Here is a 21,917-nt window from a genome sequence, read left to right as displayed (position 1 = left end):
AAATTGCAGCCAGTACCATTAAGTTACTGAGACTCGCTTCCGTTTAACTTCATTAGTCTTGTTGGACAGGAACTCGCCCAGTATTAATAACTTGCCGCCGAATACTTGGTTGAGGTGCTAGGCGATACAAATCACCGTTTTGCCCCACGTAGTGTTTTTTCACCCCACATTCTTTAGCTATCATCGCGTGGGCTTTTAAGTGAACCTCTTCACCGTGTACAGGAATAGCAATTTTAGGTTTTACCCAATGATACATGAGTTTAAGCTCTTCGGCGCACGGGTGACCGCTTGCATGAATGGGCAGTTGGCTGTCTTCGCTCATTATTACTTTAACACCTCTAGCACTAAGCACACTGTTTACTCGCTTAATACTGTCTTCGTTACCCGGTATAGCAATAGCAGAATAAATGACGGTATCGCCTTTATCTAACTGTAAATGGGGGTGGCTGTCGTTAGCCATTCGAGAAAGTGCTGTATTTTTCTCGCCCTGACTACCCGTTGCCACGGCAAGCACTTCATTTGGTGGTAAGTACCCTAAGTGAAACGCATCAGCTACTGGCAAATCTACTGGCCAAATGCCCTGTTGGCGGGCAATGCTGTACATATTGATGAGGGAACGACCGTACAGCGCGATGTAACGCCCGGTTTTTTGGGCAACCCTAGCAAGGGTAATTAGCCGCGCGATGTTACTGCCAAAACACGTAACGACTACCCTGCCCTGCAGAGGTTTAATAGTACTTAACAGACCGTCGTAGCAATTGCGTTCAGAGATGGAGAAACCCGGTTTTGTTGCGTTAGTAGAATCTCCCACCATGGCAAGAATATTCTCCTCCCCTAGGGCGCGATAGGTATTACTATCAAAGGGCTTACCGGTAATTGGCTGGGCGTCAATTTTCCAGTCGGCAGTATGTAAAACCGTGCCCGCCGATGTGGCTATTTTTAACGCATATGGTTCGGGCAACGAATGGGTTACCGATAACCAACTAACATCAAAGGGCCCTAGTGTCAGCGTTTGCTCAGAAGCTATCTCTACTATAGGTACTTTATTGATCAATTTTGTTTGTGCAAGTTTGCGGCGCAACACTTCGGCAGTAAAAGAGGTGGTATAAATGGGGCACTGAAAACGCGCCCACAGATAGGGCAATGCGCCCACGTGATCTTCATGCGCATGAGTGATAACAATACCGGCAATATTTTCTTTTTGTGCTGCAATGAAGGTGGGATCTGGTGCAACTACCCTATGATGGGTTTGCTTGTTTGTGCCAGAATAGCGATAAGGCGGAATAAGCGGTTCGTCGAATGATACCCCGCAATCTACCATTAACCACTTGCCGTCATGCCCATACAGGTTCAGGTTCATGCCTATTTCCCCAGTTCCCCCTAATGGTAAAAACCAAAGTTCCTCTTTTTTCGGCGTTATCAAACCTTAACCACTCCTTTAACTGCTTACAGGTTAGAATATAAAACTTCCATGAGAGTTGTTACTATACTTTCATACGTAAATACTTAAAGACCGAATATTTATCATGACCACGACGTTATCTGATATGGAAGCACGTGTTATTGGTGTATTACTTGAAAAGTCAGTGACTACGCCTGAACAATACCCTTTGTCGCTTAATGCACTCACCAATGGATGTAACCAAAAAAGTAACCGATTGCCCGTCACCCAGTTAACTGAAGACGAAGTCATTAAAATACTTGATGGATTGAAAAGTAAACGAATTGTTCAAGCTTCATCTGGCTATGGTAGCCGAGTAGACAAATATTCCCACCGTTTTTGCAATACTGAATTCGGTGACATAAAACTTAGCGACCACCAGCAAGCCATTATCACCGAACTTTTACTTCGAGGGCCGCAAACCCCTGGCGAATTGCGAGGGCGGTGCCAGCGATTAGCGCAATTTGCTGACATCAGTGACGTAGAGGCAACCATCAGCAGCTTACTTGCTTACCAGCCGGATGCGCTTATTTACTCATTACCAAGAGAGTCTGGTAAAAGAGAGATACGCTATAACCACACATTTTGTCAGCTAGGTGAGAACAACAGTGCCAGTGAAAGCACAGACGACAATACCGATACCGTTGAAACACTGAAGGCGGCTCTACTTCAAGTAAAAGCCACCCTTGCCGACCTAGAATCGAGAATTAATGATTTAGCATCAGGCGACTAGTGCAAACGTACGTTGAGTTGGTCAATAATTTCAGCCCAATCAGCGTCGTCTTCGATAGCCGTTTTCAAGAAATCCGCTTGGCTTTCAGACCAAAACGGCGCTTCGAAAATATGTTGGCTCTTATTTAAGCCTTTGTGCGTTTCAATAAAACTTTCTATCGCTTCATCGCTACTAGCTAGCCCTAACTGTTCAAACAAACTGCTCATAGTCGGTTGTTCAGTAAACATGGTAGCTCCTCTTCAATCATGATAATCCGTTAATATTGAAACGCTAGAAGCAAATGATGGGATCATTAAATTTGCTGTGCAAATTCCTCTGGTTCCATCACTTCGCCTTCTTCTCCTGGTACCGGACAAATCATAACCGTAAGATTGTCTTGTGTCATGCCGCCCACCCATTTGGTAAGAAAGTCTTTAGTTGAGATTTCCATCGCTTCACAGTCTGACCAATCTTCAGTTGCCCACAGCAAAGCAAGAGATGATTCTGGCCATACAGGAATGCCATCTTCATCGTCTGTTGTTAACATCACGCAACCATGTTCATCTTTAAGAATGAAAAGTTTGCCCGAAGTTTTAATTAGTTCAACGCTGGCTTCTAAGCGTTCGAACGCGTTCATTTGTAATAATGGGTGTTGAGTCGTCATAATTTTCTCTTTGCTATTTGGCTGGGTGTATGGCCGATACACTTGTAATTAAGGCTTCAAGCCCTACACGCCTAACTTGTTTCATGGTGTGAAGGTAAACTTTCATGGTGATACCTTCTAAAGGCTGTATTAGTGAAATTGCGATAGTTGGATCAAGTTGATTTACCGCTCCTTCAGGGAGTACAGCAACACCACCTTCATATTGTAGGTTATTAAGGGCTAAATTGAGTGAGTTCGTACGCAGTTTAGCATCACGAAGCTGAGGGTATAACGTCAGTAACAAATCTCTGGCTTTGCTACCCCAATCAATAGCGACAAACTCTGCCGCGTCTACCACATTACTACCTTCACCAATTCGGTATAACCCTAATTGGTTTTCTAGTAACACTTCACTTTTAACTTCTTCTGACTTGAGCGGCTCGGTTGAAAACGCCAAATCGGTTACCCGTTCGTGTAATTGACGAGACAGCCCATCAAGTGAGAGTACTTCTGCTTTAACAGACCAGTCTGGAAAGGTATTGTGAAGGTGACTTAAGGTGGTTGGCAGCATTAATTCACTGGCCAATTGCGTTGCCCCGCACACCACGTATTCAGAAGATTGAATTTGCAGTTCTTGCTTGGCTTCATTTAACGTGCTGCATAGCTGACGTGCATACGGCAACAGCTTTTCACCGGATTGGGTTAGCTGAATACTGTTGCGCTGGCGTATGAAAAGCGTGGTATGAAAGTATTCTTCTAGCAACTTGATCCGCGCACTTACCGCAGATTGCGTTAAATAGAGATTTTCAGCTGCTTTGCCAAAATGTCGGGTTTTTGCAACTTCAATAAATGTGGTGAGAAAGCGTATATCCATGCTTCTTACAAAACCGATAAATAAGTGATTGTAAACTGTCACAGATGATACGGCATGTAAACACAAAAGCACAGCAACGCACTGCTATAAAAGCAGTGCGTTGTATTTATTTTCAACTAAGAAGCGTATTAACTACCTTCGTGCATTAAACGGCGCTGTTTCTCTCGACGTTGAAAGTCACGATTTTGTTTGTTTTTTACGCTTTGGTGGCGCTTTGTGCCCACCTTCTTGGTGTGAAAGTCTTCCTCTTCTACCGAGTCCAATTCTTCACTTTGGTAACGATAGTCTTTACTCATGTCTATCTCTAGGTTATTGCCACGTCGTCATTATTGTCTTGGCACCAAAAATAGAAAACGAATTTTTATCATCGTTGCGACAATAATTTTTCATAGTGGGTTTCATCCACGTATTTCGCTTTATCCCCTCAATTTTCCTACGCCCAGCCTCTTCTTCCCCGCTGAATCCAAAAAACAAAAAATTGTATTTTATTCATTAACTTAAATAAAAAAGAAGAAAATACCTTTATAAAAACACACTTTTTACCTCCCATAAATTCGTACATATTTACACTTTTCATTTTCCAACAAAATTTTTTATTGATAAGGAAAAAATGTTTTGTTTTATGTTCTGATTCTTTTGTCTTAAAAGTTCGCTTGAAGACAACTCAATGCTGGGTACAACCATGAAAAATTTATCAATTCGCGTTTCTCAAAAACCTTTTATAGATAGACAAAAATTTCCTTATGGCTTTCGAAAATCTGGCGATTTCAGTATTGGTGAGGCAGATATACTAACCAGTTATGGAAAAACCCTGCTGGCACTGGAATGTGGAGAGTTAACACCAGAGTCGGATGATGAACGTCATTTTGTAGATTTTATTAGTGGTAAAGTGGATGCTGACAATACTATTGAGCGCACCTGGGCCAAGTATGTACGCTTATCTCGAGGCAAGAAGCACTTTTACACGTTGCATAGCACCGCTGCGAGTAATCAGTCAGACTACGATGAAGATTACAGTGATGAAGCATTTGACGTAGCGTAATTTTGCGTTCAATTTATGAGCAACCAGCTCGGTGGAAATCGGGCTGGTTGCTTTTACCTGTGATATTTCCCTCGCTTTTCACCGCTTTGTTGATCCATATCTAGATTGCGCGCGAACAAATCTTTGCATATTTGTAATGTTCTAACAGATGGTTCTATATTAATAACTTAGCTTTGTGAAATTGCTATTTTACGCAAACCACGCTGTTGAGAAGTAGTAGAACAATATCTAATGAATTACCCAAGCCTGAAGGCAAAGGAGGCGCAGCGATGATGGTGTCATATAAACAAATTAAACATTTTTCAATTCATGCTACCGATAAGGACATAGGCGGCGTACGAGACATACTTTTTGACGATAAAAATTTCGTCGTTAGATATGTAGTTGCCGATACGAATACATGGCTTCCCCTTAGCAGAAAAGTGGTGATATCACCCATTTCGGTCACCCGTGTTGATCAGGAAGAAGAAACCGTTGATGTTTCCATGACTGCAGACACGCTGAAAAACAGCCCATCAATTGACGAACATAAACCGGTTTCAAGAGAATTTGAAGAAACACTATTTCGTTACTTTGGCTATGGTTATTACTGGATTGGTCCTGGTGCGTGGGGCGATTTCGCTCATCCTGGTCAACTAGCCGATCCTGAGTTAGCGGCTATGGGTAAAGAAGAAATAGATAATAAACCTGAAAATCACTTACGGGCTTGCGGAGAAGTCAGTGGTTATGAAGTGGCTACCCAAGACGATAACGTTGGGCATATTAGCGATTTCGTGTTTGATACTAATAGCTGGCAGATTCAGTTGTTAGTGGTTGATACAAATAACTGGCTACCTGGTGGTAAAAAGCTTGCAGTACTGCCCTCTGACATCAAGAATATTGATTGGTCTTCTCACAATGTCTCTGTCGACCTAACACATGAGGGTTTGATGGCTAGACCGGAAGTTGATCTTGATAAATTGGATGACGCTGCATATGTAGAGGCATTGGTGGCAAACGCTAAACTTGTCTAGTTAGGTCGAAAATCTATTTAAGCTTTGGTGATTTACCGTTTGTTACTGAGCTAGATTCTAGCAAACTTAATTAATCGTTCTGAGCGCAAAAGAACTTGTGGAGCAAGCCAATAGTTTGCTTCACTCTTTCATCGGCTAATCGATAATAAATGGTTTGTCCAGCTCGGCGTGTGGCTACCATTTTAGATTCTCTCAATAGCGCTAAATGCTGTGAAATTACTGGCTGAGAAACATCTACATGGTCTAACATTTGAGTAACAGATAACTCTTTGTCCATTAAAGAACACAACACCATTAAACGGGTCTTATTTGCCAACTGCTTAAGATAGAGCTCAGCTTCCATTGTATATTGAGCCATTTCGCTCATGTTCACAGATAAATCATCAACGGCTAAATTATCAGTCATAACAACTCACTTATAAAGTTACGTAAATAGGCCACCACTCGCCACCTTATACTAAAGTATACTACTATGGCGGCGAACGCCAAAACTCAATGTCATTTTTTTATAAAAATATAATGAAAGTAGGTGGTAGAAAATATAGCGCTTTCCTTATATAGTAAACTCATCATTAATTTTCAAGGTGCTTTAATGTTAATCGATATCACTACGAGACTTGCCAATATCCCTTTTCCCCTTCGTTGTATAACAGCTAAAGAAGCGATGCAGGAAATATCTTCTAATCACGGTCTATTACTTGATGTTCGTGAACCCGCAGAGGCAGCATCTAGCCCTGTAGAAGCAGCATTAAATATTCCTCGTGGCGTACTTGAGATGAAAGTTATCGAAAAGTGTAAAGATGCCAAATTTCCAATCTATATTCATTGCGCCTCAGGCATTCGCGCCAAATTGGCTGCCGAACAGCTAATGAACATGGGGTATGAGAATGTGAGCGTGGTAACCTGTTCAATAGGCGATATTAAGCAAGCTACCGACGCATAAGCGCTGACAGCCTCTGGGAGCTTGTGGTATAACCCCTCTATACTGTGACAGAATAATCGATTAGAGCTCGCGGATGTTAAAATCTACATTAGAACAATGGCGCATGTTTAAGGCAGTGGTAGATGCTGGAGGCTTCAATCAAGCAGCCGCATTAGTGCACAAGAGCCAATCTAGTGTGCATCACGCGGTTCAAAAGTTAGAAAACGCCATTGGCGTTGTGTTGTTTGAAAACAGTGGGCGTAAGGTAAAGTTATCTCCTCAAGGGGAGTTAATGTATCGGCGAGCGGCGTTTGTATTAAATGAAGCGCAGAAATTAGAAGCGGTAGCGGCTAGTTTACAAGCAGGAACCGAAACCCTTCTTCGTATCGCCGTTGATATCATTTTCCCTTCCGATTTACTTTATAATGTATTAAGTAAAGTGTCTGAAGAATTTCCTCTGCTACGTATCGAGATTGAAGAAACCGTGTTAAGCGGCGCTAACTCCTTGCTTGATAGTGGCAATGTAGATATCGCGATATCCCCCTTCCCCTACCCCGGCGGATTCAGTGAAGATTTGTGCGAAATAGACTTTGCTGCTGTAGCGCATGTTGATCATCCTCTGCACGCACTCGACCGTGCCTTAACACTAGAAGATTTAAAGTCACATCGTCAAATAGTGGTAAGAGATTCATCAGCTGAGCGTAAAGTTGATGCTGGTTGGCTTGGCGCCGAGCAACGCTGGACGGTTAGCCATATTAGAACGTCTGTAGATATGATTTCTCAAGGACTTGGATTTGCTTGGCTACCTATCGCTATTATTAAAAAAGAATTAGAAGAAGAGCTATTGCTGCCACTACCTCTTGATAGCAATGGCGGTTTACGCCGCGCAATGCTTTACCTCACATTTGAGGATGGCGATGGCCTGGGACCAGCAGCAAGAAGCTTTATCGGTGAACTTAGATATCAATCGATGCAGCTTCCTTCTGCTGATGGCATGCTTGAACAATGCGTAGAGTCTATACAAAGGTAATGTGAGCAGTAGTCATTTACTTATCGCTAAGCTATACGTAGCACATTGATATAAAAACAAAAACTCAGCAGTCTTAGCCAATACCTAGCGCTATCTGTTGACCACCGTATAAAAATCCAAATAAGGCGATAGATAGCCCAAATAGTGCTACAGCGCCGTCATCCGTTGCCATACCAATAGCCATAATCTACACAGCAAACGCCGGTATTAATCCCATAAAGGGTACTAACTCTAGTGGCACCATCAACAAACCACACGCCGCACAACTTAGCGCTATAAGTGAACGGAACACAGGTTGGCGCATAAAAAACCAGCGCGGCATTAAGAAACGGTCAAATCGCACCGCCACAGGTTTCATTTTATTTACCAAAAATTCTATTCGCTCTGCATCCATTTCAATTTTCATAATGGTAGCGGGAAGCCACGGATGACGTCGACCGAGTAAAATTTGCATTGCTATCAGTAAAATTGTCACACCGGTAATGGTGGGTACACCAGGAATAGCCCCTATGGGCGTTGCCGCAATAAACGCTGGCAACGCTAACATGGGTCCAAATCCCCTTTTTTCCATTGCATTCCAGAATTCGGAAAACGCCATGACGTCGGTGGTGTTTTTAGGCTGCATTTTTCCCAACAACTCATAAAGTGTCATTGACCTTGCGCCAGTTTCCTTAAACATTTTCATTCCCTATTTATGGCTAAGACTAATGCCTTATTTCCATCGAAACCTATGCGTCTTGGGTGATAGCGAAGCGCAATACGCTTTGGGTATTCCATCAAAAATTTCATTAACTCAGCAATATCACCGTGTACAACGCTTCTATTTTCCGCTTGTCCAACAGTGTAAATCTGAAATAAACTTTCAGAAGCATTCTCGTAAGCGGTGAATTTTCGCGTTCGGTTACAAAGCGACTATGCGGTATAATGCGATAACTGTGCCACTGAAGTTACTCATCATTCAAATTTATGCTTTTTGGTAGTGATCGGCACAATATGTGCTTTATGAGCTAAAGATATGTCATTGTGCGGATTGTATTTAGCTAGCCCACTTTTAAGTGATGCGAGGATCGCATTATGAGGTCAGCCCAAAGATATTGCTGCGCTTTTCAACCAAAGTTGAGTATGAATGCGACAACGTCTACGTTTGAATGTAATAATGCACAAATAATTATAAAATCAGATCAATTTACCCACCCAGTGCACTGAACTAAGCAATCAGGGTGTGATTGATCATTTAAAAAAGGGATATTCAAGTGTTAACTGTTTTGCTTGTAGATGATGATGCCGAGTTTACCGAGGTGGCCTGCACTATTATTGAGTTTCTCGGTCACGAAGTGCTAACTGCTGCCACATTAGGAGAAGCGCGTGATTGGTTAAAGAAAGAAACCTTCGATCATGTATTACTTGATTTCATGTTGCCAGATGGTAGCGGTGCATACTTGTTCGATGAACTTAACGCGCTTCCTAAACGCCCACGCATTACCCTTATTACCGGACACCCATCGGTAAAAGGCGTCATTAAAGGTTTGTGCGGCCCCAATATTGATTACCTTGTTAAACCTATTCAACGTGAAGACATTGAAGCAGTATTAACAGGAAAACCTAAAGTCGCTGAAGATACCAGCGAAAAAATTGAAAAGCATTTCGATTTGCTTATTGGCGAATCTGCGCCAATGAAAGAACTTTATAAATTAATTGAAAGAGTAAGCAGAACGAGTGCCAACGTTATGCTACTGGGCGAAAGTGGTGTAGGTAAAGAGGTGGTTGCAGCCGCCATTCACCGCGCGTCACAAAGTGAAGGCCCTTACGTAGTGACTAACTGTGGTGCCTTTTCAAAAGAATTAATTGGTAGTGAACTATTTGGCCACGAAAAAGGTGCCTTTACTGGTGCAGTTGGCCGTAAGGAAGGTGTTTTCGAACAAGCTGAAGGCGGATGTTTATTCTTAGATGAAATCACCGAAATGCCTATCGATATGCAGCCAAACCTACTACGCGTATTGGAAAACAAAGTGGTTATCCGTGTTGGCGGTACTAAAACTATTCCGGTAAATTGCCGCGTAGTGTCAGCCACTAACCGAACCATGGAAGAGATAGCACAAAGCAAAGTCTTGCGTGAAGATATCTACTTCAGACTTGCTGTGTTTCCAATCACCATACCTACGTTGCGCGAGCGTAAAGAAGATATTCCTTTATTAGCGAAAACCTTTATTGAAGAATTTAATAAAGACAATGGCTCTAAGTTTAGTTGGCAAGAAAGTCAGCTAAATACATTACAAGCCTATGACTGGCCAGGTAACGTTCGTGAATTGCGTCACTTTGTTCATCGTGCCGCCATTATGAGCGACCCGACAAAACAGGTAATAGAGCTTCCTAAAACGATTGAATCGCCTTTTGCTAAAAAGCAAAGTACAGCGCCGGCACTTCAAGCAGGACGCACTATTGAAGACGTTGAAAAGGAACTTATTTACGCCACGCTTGAGAAAGTGAATGGGAATAAGACCATGGCCGCCGACATGCTCGGCATAAGTACCAAAACCCTATACAACCGACTTCACGCGTATGGCGATTTGGTCAAAGAAGACTAGTAAGGCAGGACAAAAGTTATGACTGAAGATGAGTTTGCCCGATTAAGCACTTACGTACATGATGCACGCAAACCACTAAATCGCATTTCTATGCAAGCTGAATTGGTAAAAATGGCGCTTAATGGCGAAGTTCCCGCCCAAAAAGCGATAGCAGCATTGGATAAGATAATTGCCAGTGCTAAAGATTGCAGTGACTCCCTTTCTGAAATGACTTCAGATTTTGGCGACACATTATTGGATTGATGTAATGCTAAACAAAGTTTTTTCTTCGCTATACAGTTGGGTAATCATGGTGGTATTCGTGATTGCTATTATCACTGCGAATTCATTTTATGTGGTGCAAACCCTTGATGACTTGTCAGCCTTAGAAGCGCGTTTATTTACCACTAGCCGCGTGATAAGCGCGGTGAACAAGTTGCATGTGGCCGTATTGCGCGCCGAATCAGGTCAACGTGGTTTCCTTCTTACTGAAGATGAAGCTTATCTGGAGGAGTACACACAAACACTGAATAACTTCACTGCCCTTGCCGATGAAGTTGAAGTGAGTGCACTTGCGTCTGACTTGCCGGAACAATCAGAACGGATTGATAAGCTACTTGCCCTAACCCGCGTTAAAATTAACGGTATGGTGCGTATTGTAGAGCTAGTAAGAGTGGGTGATTTAGCGCAAGCCTTCACATTGCTTGAAAGCGACAGAGGCCTTGATTTATACAACGATTTCGAAAATATGTTCGAACGCATTGATTCCTCAGAAAGAGATATTCAAGGTACGCATTTAGCCAGCTTGATGAAGCTAAGACGTGACTCGGTGAATACACTGTTAATATCTTCAGGTACCACTCTGTTTCTTATTATCTCAATCTTCTTGTTGTTAAAAGCCAACATTCGAGAAAATGAAAAGCATAAAGATACCCTTGTTGACGTTAATGAAGACCTAGAACATAAAATTTCAGAGCGAACTCAGGAACTAAGAATTTATGCAGATGAATTAGCCCGTAGCAACCGAGAGCTTGAAGACTTTGCCTTTGTTGCGTCACACGATCTCCAAGAACCGCTACGTAAAATTCGCGCCTTCGGTAACCGGTTAGACTCTGGCTACAAAGATGTGATGGATGAACGTGGACAAGACTTCCTTGCCCGTATGCTTAACGCAGCCGAGCGTATGTCTATGTTGATTTCTGACCTTCTGTCTTTTTCTCGGGTTTCTACACGGGGCAAAGACTTCGAACAAGTAAATGTCGGCGACGTTATCGATGGTGTACTAGGTGATTTAGAAATAGCTATCGAAGAAAAAGGTGCCAATGTTGTTGTGCAGGATATTCCGACTATTCGCGCAGACAAATCACAAATTGATCAGCTGTTTCTAAACTTATTGTCTAACGCACTAAAATTTCAAACCGCTGACAAAGAACCTCTTATTGAAATTACAGCTACAACCCCAACTGAAGCTGATATGAAAGACATATTGTTAGCTGATGAGTATGACTGGATCAAAATTCAAATCTCAGACAACGGTATTGGCTTTGAACAAAGTTTTGCAGAAAAGATTTTTGCCCCGTTTCAACGCTTGCACGGAAGAAGCGAATATAAAGGAACAGGGATTGGCCTAGCTGTATGCCGACGCATTGTTGAACGACACAATGGTCAAATTTCGGCAAAAAGCTCGCCAGGAGAAGGCGCAACCTTTACTATCCTTCTGCCAACAAACAGCGAGCCTTTTGGCTCTCTAAATAATCATGGAGATACCGCACATGACGCGTAAACAAACCCAACCAATTAATATCCTTATGGCAGATGACGATGAGGACGATCGTCTATTAACTGTAGACGCACTCAAAGAAAGCCGTGTGTTAAACAACTTATTTTGTGTTGAAGATGGCGTGGAATTGCTTGAATTTTTACGCCATGAAGGTAAGTACACAGATGCTAGCAAAGCCCCCCGCCCTAGCCTAATACTGTTAGATCTTAACATGCCGCGAAAAGATGGCCGAGAAGCGTTACAAGAATTAAAAACCGATCCTAAATTACGTGGGATCCCAGTGGTCATCTTAACAACATCCAAAGAAGAAGAAGACATGCTTCGCGGATACGACTTAGGCTGTGCTTCATATATCACTAAGCCTGTGAATTTTGAGGGACTTGTCGAGCTTATGCGCGCGCTAGGTCGCTACTGGATTGAGTTTGTAGAGTTGCCACACGATTAGTCGAGTCTTATTAATTCAATATACGTAGTGATGAGTCCATATGTTGGACGCAGTAAGTTACTACTCATGCTGCACGGCGCTAACCATTAGTGCCGCTATGTTTTAAGGCGCTTGTTATTCAGCGCTACGTTACGACCAATGTTTTATGGAGCGCACAGTGACCGAAGTTATCCGGGTTTTACTGATTGAAGATGACGAAGATGATTATTTTTTAACGTCGGATTATTTACTTCAATGTGAAGAACCCCGTTTCCAGCTTACCTGGGTAACCAACAGTGCTGATGCCATAGATGCGTTACAGCGTCGAAATTTCGACTTGTGTCTGCTCGACTATCTACTTGGCGCAGAAAACGCAGTAGACGTATTGGAAGTGCTTAAATCAAACCAATTTAATCTTCCTGTTGTTATTTTAACCGGTCAATCAGACTCACAGGTTGACGAATTGGTGATGCGAGCGGGTGCAGCCGATTACCTGCAAAAAACAGAAATAGAGTCGCCCCGCTTTATGCGCACCATTCGCTACGCCATGGTTCGACGTGAGATAGAAAACGAGCGATTAGAAAGACACAAAGTCGAACAACAGAACAAAGCGAAAGATAAATTTCTGGCTCACTTGGGCCACGAACTTCGCACCCCGCTTACGTCTATTTTAGGTTACACAGAGCTGCTATTAGACGACAAAGGTAATGACCCTTTGGCCCAAGAGCTGTCTATTATTTATTCCAATGGAAAGCACTTACTTAGTCTGTTAAATGATCTTCTTGATATGTCTCGCATTATGGCGGATAAACTTGAGCTTAATATCAAAGAAGTGCATTTAAGCCCTTTCCTTACTGATATTCACTCATTAATGCGATTAGCAGCGAAAGACAAAGACCTTGTTTTCGATGTGATTGCAGAAACTAAGATACCGGAAGTGATTGAAACCGACCCTACCCGTTTGCGTCAGGTGTTAATCAACTTAGTCAGTAACGCTGTGAAATTTACCGATACTGGCGCCATAACCGTTACCGTAGAAGTTCGCCCTCCAGCACCTGGAAAAGCCAATGAAAGGTTACATTTTATTGTTGAAGACACCGGCATCGGCATGCCACCACATAAGCTAGATAAAATCTTTCAGCCTTTCGAGCAAATCGAAGATATCATGCGTGCAAATCATGGCGGAGCTGGTTTAGGTTTGGCAATAAGCCGAGAACTTGTGGCCAAGTTAGGCGGAAGCATTAGTGTAGATTCAGTTTTTGGCAAAGGCAGTCGCTTTTCGTTTTCTATCGATCCCGGTGACATTAGCGAACAAAGCCGTACTCAACTTGCACTTAAGCCACCTAGCAGAGCTGAAGCCAACAACTTAGATTTACAGGTTACTGGCAAGGTATTGATTGTTGATGATATTCGTGAGATTCGTCGCTTAACAGGTCATCTAGTCAGTCAATGTCACGCTACCGTCGCTTATGCAGAAAACGGCGTTAAAGCATTAGAGGCTGTTTTACAAGCCGAAGAAGATAACGAGCCCTTTCATTTAGTGTTAATGGATATTCATATGCCGGTTATGAATGGTATTGAAGCCCTTCATGCAATAAGGCGGCATAAGAGCAACGTACCTGTTGTGGCCGTTACCGCCGCGAGTCGCAAAGGGTTAAAACAATCTTTAATGGATGACGGGTTTAATAATGTTATTGGTAAACCTATTGAACGAGCTGCCCTTACTGAAGTGCTCGACCAGTATTTGGTGCGCTCTCAAGGTCCTGCCGTGTCGAAGATAGAAACCGTTAAAACAGTGACGCAAAGTACTCAGCCTCAACCGACGGCTAAAAAAATATTAGTGATAGAAGACGACGAAGACGCAGCTGAATTATTACAATTATTTTTGGTACATCAAGGCCACGATGTTATTACGGCGAATACGGGCGCAGATGCTATCGAGTGTATGACCGAAGTGGTATTTGATCATGTATTAATGGATTTGACCCTTCCCGACTACCATGGATATGACTTAGCTGCCGAGTTAAATCAAATTCAACCCAAGGCCAAGCTGGTTATTGTCAGTGGCAACGAGCCAGATAAAGATACCATGAAGCATTTAGGTGTTAGCCAGTCGCTATTAAAGCCAGTGAGTAAAGAAGATTTAATCAGTGTGGTGTCCTAAAAAATACGAAAAGAAATTGTTAGCTGCCATTCGTAGCTAACTTTCCCTCCACAGGAACTGTTGAATTCCTATCGATTACGAAATTATTACACGGCCTACCTTGCAACTCTTACGTTTAATTAAAACTTAGCTTCCTCACCAAAATACGAAACGAAATAAAATCAAACAAAATCAATTATTTATATATCCAGCCATGTTGGTATAAGCGTTGCAACTCTCTATGTGCAATCTAGCAAATTTAAGGAGAGTACTATGGCAACACAAACTACTACGCCAAAAACAGCGAAAGTGAATAGCGTAACCGAGCCTAGTCACCCAGTCACGGATCAGTTAAAAGAAACACTTCATTCGTCAGTAGATAAGCTGGCTGATAGTGCGGCCGTAGCTGAGGACAATATTCGTAACACGGCAAGTCGCTCTGCGGACAATATGTCTGAAAGAAAACGTTTAGCTGAGCAAAAATGGCAGTCGTCTGGTGTACGAAAGTATGCTATCGAGAACCCATTAGCCACTGCTGGTATGGCATTCGCAGCAGGTATGTTAGTGACTTCATTATTTCGCAAGAAATAAAGCATGAAACCTTTACCAGATTTTCGTAGTGCCACATACACGCTGAGCAGCGAAAATCCGTTTCGCCTGACTTCTCCGAGAAGTCAGGCGACATTTCGCATTCCTCAGCAAAGTACAACCGGCGAGACATCCGAGTCGTCGAATAACATTCCCCCAGACATTACTTTTGAAGAGGCGCTGGCTTCTTTTAAAACGCTTTACGCACAGAAAAAATATCAGGGCTTTGCATTAATCGACCTGATTAACGCTGAACTTCAACTCATTACCAAGTCGATTTTTGTCAGCATTTTTGGCGCACTTACCGCATTTGCATTAGGTGGTTTTTGCTGGATTTTGCTCAATTCATGCATCGGGTTAGCAATGCACCATGCTGGCATGCCTGCACTACTTATTATGGTTATATTGTTACTGGTTAATAGCATATTAAGTGTCGTTGCATTTATGCATGCACAGAGTGCATTTCGTTTTATTAATCTAAAGCGGCTTACCACATCAATGCAGTCTTTAACCAAGTAGCAGCAAACTCATTACGGGATTGCCGTCAATCAGCGTAAAACTAAGGAGCACTTATCATGAATATTTTTCTGAAAAAGAACTTAGAGGATATCAGGCAGTGCCAGCATAATTATTTAGCCCAAAAACATCATGCTGAAGAATCATTTGAAGAGGCTAAGCGAGATTGTCGTCTGCTTATGGGCAAACCTGAAGTATTATTGGGTATTGTTGCTGCTGGGGCTTACAAAGGTATAAATACTGACGCTCCAAAGAGCAAAAGAAATCAAGCTATTATGACTTTTGTGCGCACCACCGCACTTTCGTTCCTAAAATAATAGTCACTACAATTAATACTAGGAATTACCATGCGCTTACCAATAAAAATGAAAATAGCGGCTTTAGCATGCAGTTTATTTGTTACCGCTTGTACTACTACACCTGTCGCCTCGCCCACACCCTACAAATCTGCGGTCACTAAGGAGGGCTATGGGTATTCTAGCGTTCAACTAACCGACAATGAATACCGAGTATTATTTAAAGCTACAGATCGCACTCCAGCAGATATTATTCAGCAATTCGCATTACGCCGAGCCGCTGAACTCGCTAACAAACATAACTATGAATGGTTGGCTGTTATCAAAACCGACGTGGATAAAAAACCCGTTATGGCCAGAGCAGTCACCCACAATACAGATAAGCCCCAACCATTTGCAACTAATCAGCAATGTACCATGTCAGGATGTACCGAGGTGGCAGAACCTGCACCGGGTCAAGGGCAAAACACGGTGACGCAGACACAGATTAACGACATTTATTTCTCTGTTCTGGTAAGAATGAGCAATACCCAAAGTAGTTTGGGAAAGAACGCTATATCTGTTACAGAAATTCTCGCTGACCAAGTAGATAAGGTTAAGTAGGCGCGCTTCAAAAAAATTAATTTTTGATGAAATGACCGCCAAATGGCGGTCATTTTTGTTTACAACGCACATTGCTTTATTTAACTTTGCTCAGAATCTAAATGCAATGTGTTGGCTCGCTCTACCCAATCAAGATCTTTGGTTTGTTCATCCAAGGTCCCCTTGGCATCTTCTAAGAAGACTTTACAAAAGTACTCTACTGACTGAAACCTCTCTCGGTATTGTTTCAATTGCACTTCCATTTCATACATAGCGTTTGAAAACTCTGAATTGGATTTTGACAACTCATAATCACATTTTAGATACGCACATAACACGTCAGCGGCTTTAGCAAGCCGTACATGAATATCATCTTTATCTTGTTCTATTAATGGCTGGTAGCGCTTCTGTAGGGGCTCAGGCAAGGTTTGTATCAGCATTGCCTCAAACCTACGCTCGAGTTTTTTTATGGCTGCAGTGGTTTCAGGGTCGTGGTACTTTACAGGACTTGGAATATCACTCATACCAGCAATCTCGCTACCTTCATGGAAAATAGCCATGGCAGCGACTCGATCGGGATCAACCGCTTCGTTGAACACATCCGCCGCTATTGCACCTAACATGTGAGCGACCATAGAGGCTTCGTAGATGTGTGTAGACAACATCTCCTCTTGAAACTGTGCCATTAAAGGCCATCGTTTCACGTTTCTTGCCCGTTGCATCAAACCTATAAATGCGGAGTGAGTTTTCGCCATTTTGCGCCCTTTAAAATTACGATTGTTAGAAATTGATAGTAGCATTTGCAAATCGGGAATGCTGCCTTGCTTACTATGCCTCCCGCCATGTAAAAAGTGCAAATGCTCTGTAAACCTTGTTTAGCCAACGAATACATTATCGGTCAAAAGCAGTGGAATTTAATATAAAATAAATATAAATCATAGACTTAACATTAAGGCACGGAGTTCGCATTAATACCTATGTCAGTAACGGAGCAAAAAGAGGATTTAGCTATGTTAGGTTGGGCAATTACTTTTTTCATTATCGCCATTATTGCAGCAGTTTTTGGTTTTGGCGGCATCGCAGGTGCAGCAACAGGTATCGCACAATTTTTATTCTTTGTGTTTATCGCTTTACTAGTCATTTCACTAGTCGCGAATGCCTTACGCGGTCGGTCACCACGAGCATAGATTTACCACACATTTAGATATTTTTAGATACTTTTAGGAAACAGGAGAATGGACATGATCTCACAGAAATCATTATTGAAACTTTTAGCAGCTGGTACATTTGCACTTACACTTGCCGCATGCGGTGATAACAACGCAGAAGATGCAGGCGAAGAGCTAGACGAAATTGTAACAGATGCAGGCAACGCAGTAGAAGATGCTTGTGAAGATGTTAAAGAAGGCGCAGACGCCGAAGATAAAGACTGTTAATACACGCTTTATCACGAAAAAAGCTGATGGACATTGTCCATCAGCTTTTTTTTATACTTCTTTTTATACTTCTTCGCCGCCAAGCTCTCGCGCTAAATCGTCTAATTCTGATAGCGTTCTATCAAATTCATCTACCGCATACCGGTAAGATACCAACACGTGACGATCACTTCGTCCAAACTTCACGACAAGTGAATCAACATCCATGTGTTTAACCGTGTTGATAAAACGATATGCCGTCATCTCACTGGCAAAACCAAATTCAACTTGGCTTTTCATCTTAAGCAACCACCTCTGGATTGTTATCCAATACATTGACTATTCGTTCAAGTAAATGCGTTTCTTGGTCATCAACTTTCCCATGCGCAATCCAATCTTCTAACAACTGCGCTGGAGACAGGCTCTCACCCTTCTCTAGTTTCGCTGTCATCATGGCTAGCTGCACATTGGTTCGCATGCTGCTATCGCTCTCAGGGCTAGGTAAATCAGTAGCAGCTTCTAACGCCACCGTTAACCAATGACGACTTTGTTGAACAGGTGTAGGCTTAGACAGTGCGGACTTCCATCGCTTTTTAAGCATGTCAGCGTCATCATCACTGATGTTAGTAAAGTCTCCTGCTCGCAGGCTCTCACTTAACACCGAATTAGCCGATTGAGCACGCTGCTGTACTTTGCGAACCTGGCGCTGCTGAGCGCGTGTTTGCTGCTGCTTTTGAATACCGGTTATTTTCTTATCGAGTTTAGCACGCATTGCACCAGGCAACGCTTTCGCACGTGCTTCAATATCCTGTATTGAAGTAGCAATCGTCGATTCATCAGACTCCGAGTCAATGCCATTTAATAGAGTAAAAAGGGTATTAAAGGTTTCATCAAATGCTGATGACTGCGCCTTACGTTGTTCTTTTAAGCGTCCGAATAATGCATCGTTTGCTAAGCGAAACTCACGCCACAATCGGCTTTCATCACGCTTACCGGCATGGCCTATGGCTTTCCAACTGTGTTGAAGCTGCTGCGCTGTTTCAGTGGCGCTAGCAATATCTTCCTCTGCTAACAGCGCTGATGCTTGCGCAACGAGTTGCTGCTTCGCTTTTTTATTCATCGCATGCCACTGGTTCACTTTGGTTTGCAGCGGGCTGATGGTTTTGTTCCACCGTTGCTTTAACGACTCGTATTCACGCTTTTCAACCTGACCACACTCATGCCACTGCTTAACGGTTCTATCGTACAGTTTAGCCAGCACCGCTTCGTCCTGTGACAAATCGATGGCAGCAACTTGTTCAATTAATGAGTGAAGAGCTTTGAGCGCTTTCTCTCGTTCAGCATCCAATGCAGCGTAATGCTCGCGACAAGGCTGAAACGCAAGTTCTAAAGCGGCGTCGAAAGCATTCTGAAGCGCGTCATCGTCGCTGCCAGCGCCTAACGAAAGCCACTGCTGACGAAGATAACGAATGGCTTCACCACGCTGTTTTATATCTTCGACGGGAGTTGAAGCTAATGTCTGCGCTTCCTCTACCAGTGCAGGTTTTCTAGGGGCCGCGATATAATCTTGCCAGCCTTCAAGGTGAGCAATATCTTCGGCAGTTTTCTCAAAACGCTTAGCCAATTGTTTCTTAACACTCTCAGGCATAGATTCAAAGCTTGCAGATAACTTTTCAAACTTAGTAATAGCCCCGCGGTACTTACCTTGGGCGATTAAGTTATCTATCACACTGATTTGCTTTCTGCACTGACGAAGCGCCTGGTCTACTTCTGCTTTTTTAGCTTGTTTTTTCTGACTGAAAACACGGGAAGCTGCATGCCAGCGCTTATTAAGGGCGCTTGGTACTGAAATAAGTTCATTGCGTAAGTCGTGATACTTTTCACTTAACGCTTTAAATTCGGCTTCGATTGATTCTGGGGCTTTATGGCTAACGTCATCATTTTGATCGGTGCCATTTTGAACAGCGTCTCCTTCAACAGATACACTTTCAGTTGCATCAGTGTTTACAGCTTTGGCCGCTTCAGCAGTTTGTTCTGTTAGCCCGTTCTCTTTATCCTCTTGTCCATTTGTTGCTGGTTCAGAAGGCGTACTTGTCGCCTGTTGTTGCTTAGCTTCTTCTGCAAGGGACTCTTCCGCAAGAGATTCTACTTGAGACAAACAAATCAGAAGCTTTTGACCGTACTGCTGTTGCATGGAAAAGGCTTCTAAACTATTGTTTAATGAAGCGATTCCAGTACGAACTTCGTCAAGCAATTTAGTGCTTCCACCTAATGAAGCCATGTGATCTGCGCTTACTTCTAACGCGCGTACCGACTCATTCACTACCGCTACATCAGCAAGGGTCGCCTCACACAAGCGCTCACCATACAGCCAATTAACTTGTGTAGTGGCATGCGATAAATGCTGCTTACAAAGGGCTTCAATCTCGGCTTTTTCTTCTGCCGCTTTTTGCGATTCCCACTCAGGGCGAATACGCGATAAGTGACGTGATACCTTTTCGCTAATGCGTGCGAGTTTAGCGTCCACCGCCGTCTTATCGTCTGAACTCAATATCGATGAATCTGTCATTAAGTCATTATATTCACTTAACAATTCGGCTTGTCGCTTGTCAATATCTTCAACATCTGATTTATCAACCAGCGCTTGATATTTAGACAAACACAGAGTAACGCGTCGCATTAATTCAATAGGCTTTTCGGCTTGCGCTTTCAATACTTGAAGCTTTGTAGCTATAGCCGCGTGAATAGCATTATCTCTGCATTTCTTCTCCAGTTTTTGCAGTACACTACTATCTTCAATAGTGGCCAAAATAGCCTGTTGCAGTGCGTTATCTGCATGATGAAGAAAAATGGTTTGGGTAAAAGCTGGCTTATCGACTTTGTGAAGCAACGTCATCACAAGATTATTATCTGCCAATAAACTTGGGTCGTTAACCAATACAGTCTGAATTAATTCACCATTGGCACTTTCACGCAAAAATGACGCTTTTTCATTCGCGTTTATGGTTACATCACCCTGTCCCATCAAGGCTGCTTCTACGGTGCGTTCAGCAACTTTTTTCACCTTCGCATGGTGGGCGCTTTGTGACATTTTAAGCCACAATACAAACGTATTTAGTTTGTTAAGGGCTGCAAGGCTGACATCAGCATTGGCATCGTTAAATGCTAATTCATGTAAAATCGTTTTGTCTGTGGGCTTTTCCGGCGACAGGTTTTGAATGGCTTCCAGTCTTTTTTCGGGATTCTGACTGGTGTGAGAAGGAGCAAAGAACCGACTAAATATCATCCTGTTTAAACCGCGCTATAGTGTTGTTATCATCTTCTTGCTTGGAAAGTGCACGTTTAAAATCTGATTTACTTTTATGCACTATTTCGCCGCTTTCATTTACCGTCATATGTTCCGACGATTTCTCAATTTTTGCTTGATACAGCATAACTGCTTGCATACAGCTGGCTTTCTGATCTTCACTTAATGGCGTACCATCAAGCCATTTACCGGTTTCCACCGATTGACGCAGGCGTTCGTACACCTCTGGCGTCATACTATTTAGTAATACTTCTATATTCATGAACGGAATCGTTTAATAAGTACAATTCTTACGCGGTTGACAAGATACCACACGAAGCCTGCAATACTGGCTACAATAGCGAGATTATGTTGCAAGTCGCCAGGTCTTGTTCCGCCCCAATACATAAAACCGAATCCCGCCACAAATATGATCATGGCAATAAGCGATTGATTTTGAATGCTCTGTAACTTTTTGAATTTTTGTAGATTTTTCTTACGTTCAATATCTTCTGAGGAAGCATCGCCTATTTTGAAATCACAATGCGGACATATTTTTGCTTTGTCAGACGTTTTTTTATTGCACGATGGGCAGTCAACGAGTGCCATAATTTGCTCCTGTAGGAATGATGCGGAAATAACCAGG

28 protein-coding genes are annotated in these 21,917 nt (G+C 42.7%); 16 read left to right on the top strand and 12 right to left on the bottom strand.

What is annotated here, in order from left to right:
- Nucleotides 1-52 precede the first annotated feature (52 nt).
- Nucleotides 53-1,360, bottom strand: coding sequence for a ribonuclease J (locus AMBT_RS05930; RefSeq protein ID WP_013783684.1), 1,308 nt, complete (start codon nucleotides 1,358-1,360; stop codon nucleotides 53-55).
- 166 nt (nucleotides 1,361-1,526) lie between these two features.
- Between AMBT_RS05930 and AMBT_RS05925 the strand changes: the two genes are divergently transcribed.
- On the top strand, nucleotides 1,527-2,174 hold the full coding sequence (locus AMBT_RS05925; RefSeq protein WP_013783683.1) for a YceH family protein: 648 nt from the start codon (nucleotides 1,527-1,529) through the stop codon (nucleotides 2,172-2,174).
- On the opposite strand, the gene AMBT_RS05920 is transcribed toward AMBT_RS05925, so the two are convergent.
- The 4 genes from AMBT_RS05920 to AMBT_RS22685 all read right to left on the bottom strand — a co-directional run bounded on the left by AMBT_RS05920 (nucleotide 2,171) and on the right by AMBT_RS22685 (nucleotide 3,966).
- A complete protein-coding gene (locus tag AMBT_RS05920) occupies nucleotides 2,171-2,401 on the bottom strand; it encodes a DUF2789 domain-containing protein (protein WP_013783682.1) in 231 nt (76 codons plus the stop codon). The two genes, AMBT_RS05925 and AMBT_RS05920, sit on opposite strands and share 4 nt — an antisense overlap.
- A 65-nt stretch (nucleotides 2,402-2,466) precedes the next feature.
- Nucleotides 2,467-2,817: a DUF2750 domain-containing protein gene (locus AMBT_RS05915; protein ID WP_013783681.1), complete on the bottom strand. Its 351-nt coding sequence runs from the start codon at nucleotides 2,815-2,817 to the stop codon at nucleotides 2,467-2,469.
- 13 nt (nucleotides 2,818-2,830) lie between these two features.
- Nucleotides 2,831-3,670 carry a LysR family transcriptional regulator gene (locus AMBT_RS05910; RefSeq protein ID WP_013783680.1) on the bottom strand — a complete coding sequence of 280 codons (840 nt, stop codon included), beginning with the start codon at nucleotides 3,668-3,670 and terminating at the stop codon, nucleotides 2,831-2,833.
- A gap of 128 nt (nucleotides 3,671-3,798) precedes the next feature.
- Complete coding sequence (locus AMBT_RS22685) at nucleotides 3,799-3,966, bottom strand: hypothetical protein (RefSeq protein WP_013783679.1); 168 nt, start codon at nucleotides 3,964-3,966, stop codon at nucleotides 3,799-3,801.
- A gap of 386 nt (nucleotides 3,967-4,352) precedes the next feature.
- On the opposite strand from AMBT_RS22685, the gene AMBT_RS05905 reads away from it, so the two are divergent.
- Together AMBT_RS05905 and AMBT_RS05900 are read left to right on the top strand one after the other, a co-directional pair.
- Complete coding sequence (locus tag AMBT_RS05905; protein WP_041452799.1) at nucleotides 4,353-4,712, top strand: MaoP family protein; 360 nt, start codon at nucleotides 4,353-4,355, stop codon at nucleotides 4,710-4,712.
- Between the two features lie 269 nt (nucleotides 4,713-4,981).
- Nucleotides 4,982-5,725 (top strand): PRC-barrel domain-containing protein, encoded by a 744-nt coding sequence (locus AMBT_RS05900; protein ID WP_013783677.1) that lies wholly within the window; start codon nucleotides 4,982-4,984, stop codon nucleotides 5,723-5,725.
- A gap of 70 nt (nucleotides 5,726-5,795) precedes the next feature.
- Here the strand turns inward: AMBT_RS05900 and AMBT_RS05895 are convergent, their stop codons facing one another.
- Nucleotides 5,796-6,131 (bottom strand): ArsR/SmtB family transcription factor, encoded by a 336-nt coding sequence (locus AMBT_RS05895; protein WP_013783676.1) that lies wholly within the window; start codon nucleotides 6,129-6,131, stop codon nucleotides 5,796-5,798.
- Nucleotides 6,132-6,317: 186 nt separating this feature from the next.
- Between AMBT_RS05895 and AMBT_RS05890 the strand changes: the two genes are divergently transcribed.
- Both AMBT_RS05890 and AMBT_RS05885 read left to right on the top strand, forming a co-directional pair.
- Nucleotides 6,318-6,668 (top strand): rhodanese-like domain-containing protein, encoded by a 351-nt coding sequence (locus tag AMBT_RS05890; protein ID WP_041452502.1) that lies wholly within the window; start codon nucleotides 6,318-6,320, stop codon nucleotides 6,666-6,668.
- Between the two features lie 73 nt (nucleotides 6,669-6,741).
- Nucleotides 6,742-7,677, top strand: a complete 936-nt coding sequence (locus AMBT_RS05885; protein WP_013783674.1) for a LysR family transcriptional regulator — start codon at nucleotides 6,742-6,744, stop codon at nucleotides 7,675-7,677.
- A 187-nt stretch (nucleotides 7,678-7,864) separates the two neighbouring features.
- On the opposite strand, the gene AMBT_RS05880 is transcribed toward AMBT_RS05885, so the two are convergent.
- On the bottom strand, nucleotides 7,865-8,356 hold the full coding sequence (locus AMBT_RS05880) for an exopolysaccharide biosynthesis protein (protein ID WP_013783672.1): 492 nt from the start codon (nucleotides 8,354-8,356) through the stop codon (nucleotides 7,865-7,867).
- 574 nt (nucleotides 8,357-8,930) lie between these two features.
- Between AMBT_RS05880 and AMBT_RS05875 the strand changes: the two genes are divergently transcribed.
- The 9 genes from AMBT_RS05875 (at nucleotide 8,931) to AMBT_RS05835 (ending at nucleotide 16,591) form a co-directional block, all read left to right on the top strand.
- Nucleotides 8,931-10,262, top strand: coding sequence for a sigma-54-dependent transcriptional regulator (locus AMBT_RS05875; RefSeq protein WP_013783671.1), 1,332 nt, complete (start codon nucleotides 8,931-8,933; stop codon nucleotides 10,260-10,262).
- 18 nt (nucleotides 10,263-10,280) lie between these two features.
- Complete coding sequence (locus AMBT_RS05870) at nucleotides 10,281-10,505, top strand: hypothetical protein (RefSeq protein ID WP_013783670.1); 225 nt, start codon at nucleotides 10,281-10,283, stop codon at nucleotides 10,503-10,505.
- A 4-nt stretch (nucleotides 10,506-10,509) separates the two neighbouring features.
- Nucleotides 10,510-12,024, top strand: coding sequence for a sensor histidine kinase (locus tag AMBT_RS05865; RefSeq protein ID WP_013783669.1), 1,515 nt, complete (start codon nucleotides 10,510-10,512; stop codon nucleotides 12,022-12,024).
- On the top strand, nucleotides 12,014-12,466 hold the full coding sequence (locus tag AMBT_RS05860; RefSeq protein WP_013783668.1) for a response regulator: 453 nt from the start codon (nucleotides 12,014-12,016) through the stop codon (nucleotides 12,464-12,466). The genes AMBT_RS05865 and AMBT_RS05860 overlap by 11 nt, the downstream gene beginning before the upstream one ends.
- A gap of 157 nt (nucleotides 12,467-12,623) precedes the next feature.
- Nucleotides 12,624-14,609, top strand: coding sequence for a response regulator (locus tag AMBT_RS05855; protein ID WP_013783667.1), 1,986 nt, complete (start codon nucleotides 12,624-12,626; stop codon nucleotides 14,607-14,609).
- 252 nt (nucleotides 14,610-14,861) lie between these two features.
- Nucleotides 14,862-15,179: a hypothetical protein gene (locus tag AMBT_RS05850; RefSeq protein WP_013783666.1), complete on the top strand. Its 318-nt coding sequence runs from the start codon at nucleotides 14,862-14,864 to the stop codon at nucleotides 15,177-15,179.
- A gap of 3 nt (nucleotides 15,180-15,182) precedes the next feature.
- Nucleotides 15,183-15,695, top strand: coding sequence for a hypothetical protein (locus AMBT_RS05845; RefSeq protein ID WP_013783665.1), 513 nt, complete (start codon nucleotides 15,183-15,185; stop codon nucleotides 15,693-15,695).
- Between the two features lie 56 nt (nucleotides 15,696-15,751).
- A complete protein-coding gene (locus AMBT_RS05840; RefSeq protein WP_013783664.1) occupies nucleotides 15,752-16,009 on the top strand; it encodes a hypothetical protein in 258 nt (85 codons plus the stop codon).
- 30 nt (nucleotides 16,010-16,039) lie between these two features.
- The gene (locus tag AMBT_RS05835) at nucleotides 16,040-16,591 is read left to right on the top strand and encodes a CC0125/CC1285 family lipoprotein (protein WP_013783663.1); all 552 of its coding nucleotides are present in this window, start codon (nucleotides 16,040-16,042) and stop codon (nucleotides 16,589-16,591) included.
- Between the two features lie 80 nt (nucleotides 16,592-16,671).
- Here the strand turns inward: AMBT_RS05835 and yfbR are convergent, their stop codons facing one another.
- On the bottom strand, nucleotides 16,672-17,325 hold the full coding sequence (gene yfbR / locus AMBT_RS05830; protein WP_041452797.1) for a 5'-deoxynucleotidase: 654 nt from the start codon (nucleotides 17,323-17,325) through the stop codon (nucleotides 16,672-16,674).
- Between the two features lie 255 nt (nucleotides 17,326-17,580).
- Between yfbR and AMBT_RS05825 the strand changes: the two genes are divergently transcribed.
- Both AMBT_RS05825 and AMBT_RS05820 read left to right on the top strand, forming a co-directional pair.
- Entirely contained in the window at nucleotides 17,581-17,757 is a 177-nt protein-coding gene (locus AMBT_RS05825; protein ID WP_041452796.1) for a DUF1328 domain-containing protein, read from the top strand.
- Nucleotides 17,758-17,811: 54 nt separating this feature from the next.
- A complete protein-coding gene (locus AMBT_RS05820) occupies nucleotides 17,812-18,006 on the top strand; it encodes a hypothetical protein (RefSeq protein WP_083820183.1) in 195 nt (64 codons plus the stop codon).
- Between the two features lie 63 nt (nucleotides 18,007-18,069).
- On the opposite strand, the gene AMBT_RS05815 is transcribed toward AMBT_RS05820, so the two are convergent.
- From AMBT_RS05815 to AMBT_RS05800, 4 genes are read right to left on the bottom strand one after another with little or no spacing between them, the layout of a single operon-like run.
- Nucleotides 18,070-18,285, bottom strand: a complete 216-nt coding sequence (locus AMBT_RS05815) for a hypothetical protein (RefSeq protein WP_013783659.1) — start codon at nucleotides 18,283-18,285, stop codon at nucleotides 18,070-18,072.
- A 1-nt stretch (nucleotide 18,286) separates the two neighbouring features.
- On the bottom strand, nucleotides 18,287-21,271 hold the full coding sequence (locus AMBT_RS05810; RefSeq protein WP_013783658.1) for a DUF349 domain-containing protein: 2,985 nt from the start codon (nucleotides 21,269-21,271) through the stop codon (nucleotides 18,287-18,289).
- The gene (locus AMBT_RS05805; protein WP_013783657.1) at nucleotides 21,261-21,554 is read right to left on the bottom strand and encodes a YeaC family protein; all 294 of its coding nucleotides are present in this window, start codon (nucleotides 21,552-21,554) and stop codon (nucleotides 21,261-21,263) included. Before AMBT_RS05805 ends, AMBT_RS05810 begins: the two co-directional genes overlap by 11 nt.
- The gene (locus tag AMBT_RS05800) at nucleotides 21,551-21,880 is read right to left on the bottom strand and encodes a M48 family metalloprotease (protein WP_013783656.1); all 330 of its coding nucleotides are present in this window, start codon (nucleotides 21,878-21,880) and stop codon (nucleotides 21,551-21,553) included. Before AMBT_RS05800 ends, AMBT_RS05805 begins: the two co-directional genes overlap by 4 nt.
- Between the last annotated feature and the right edge of the window lie 37 nt (nucleotides 21,881-21,917).

Source organism: Alteromonas naphthalenivorans, assembly GCF_000213655.1.
GTDB lineage: Bacteria > Pseudomonadota > Gammaproteobacteria > Enterobacterales > Alteromonadaceae > Alteromonas > Alteromonas naphthalenivorans.
The sequence above is the reverse complement of the archived record's forward strand: the minus strand, read 5'-3'. Positions and strand labels throughout refer to the sequence as shown.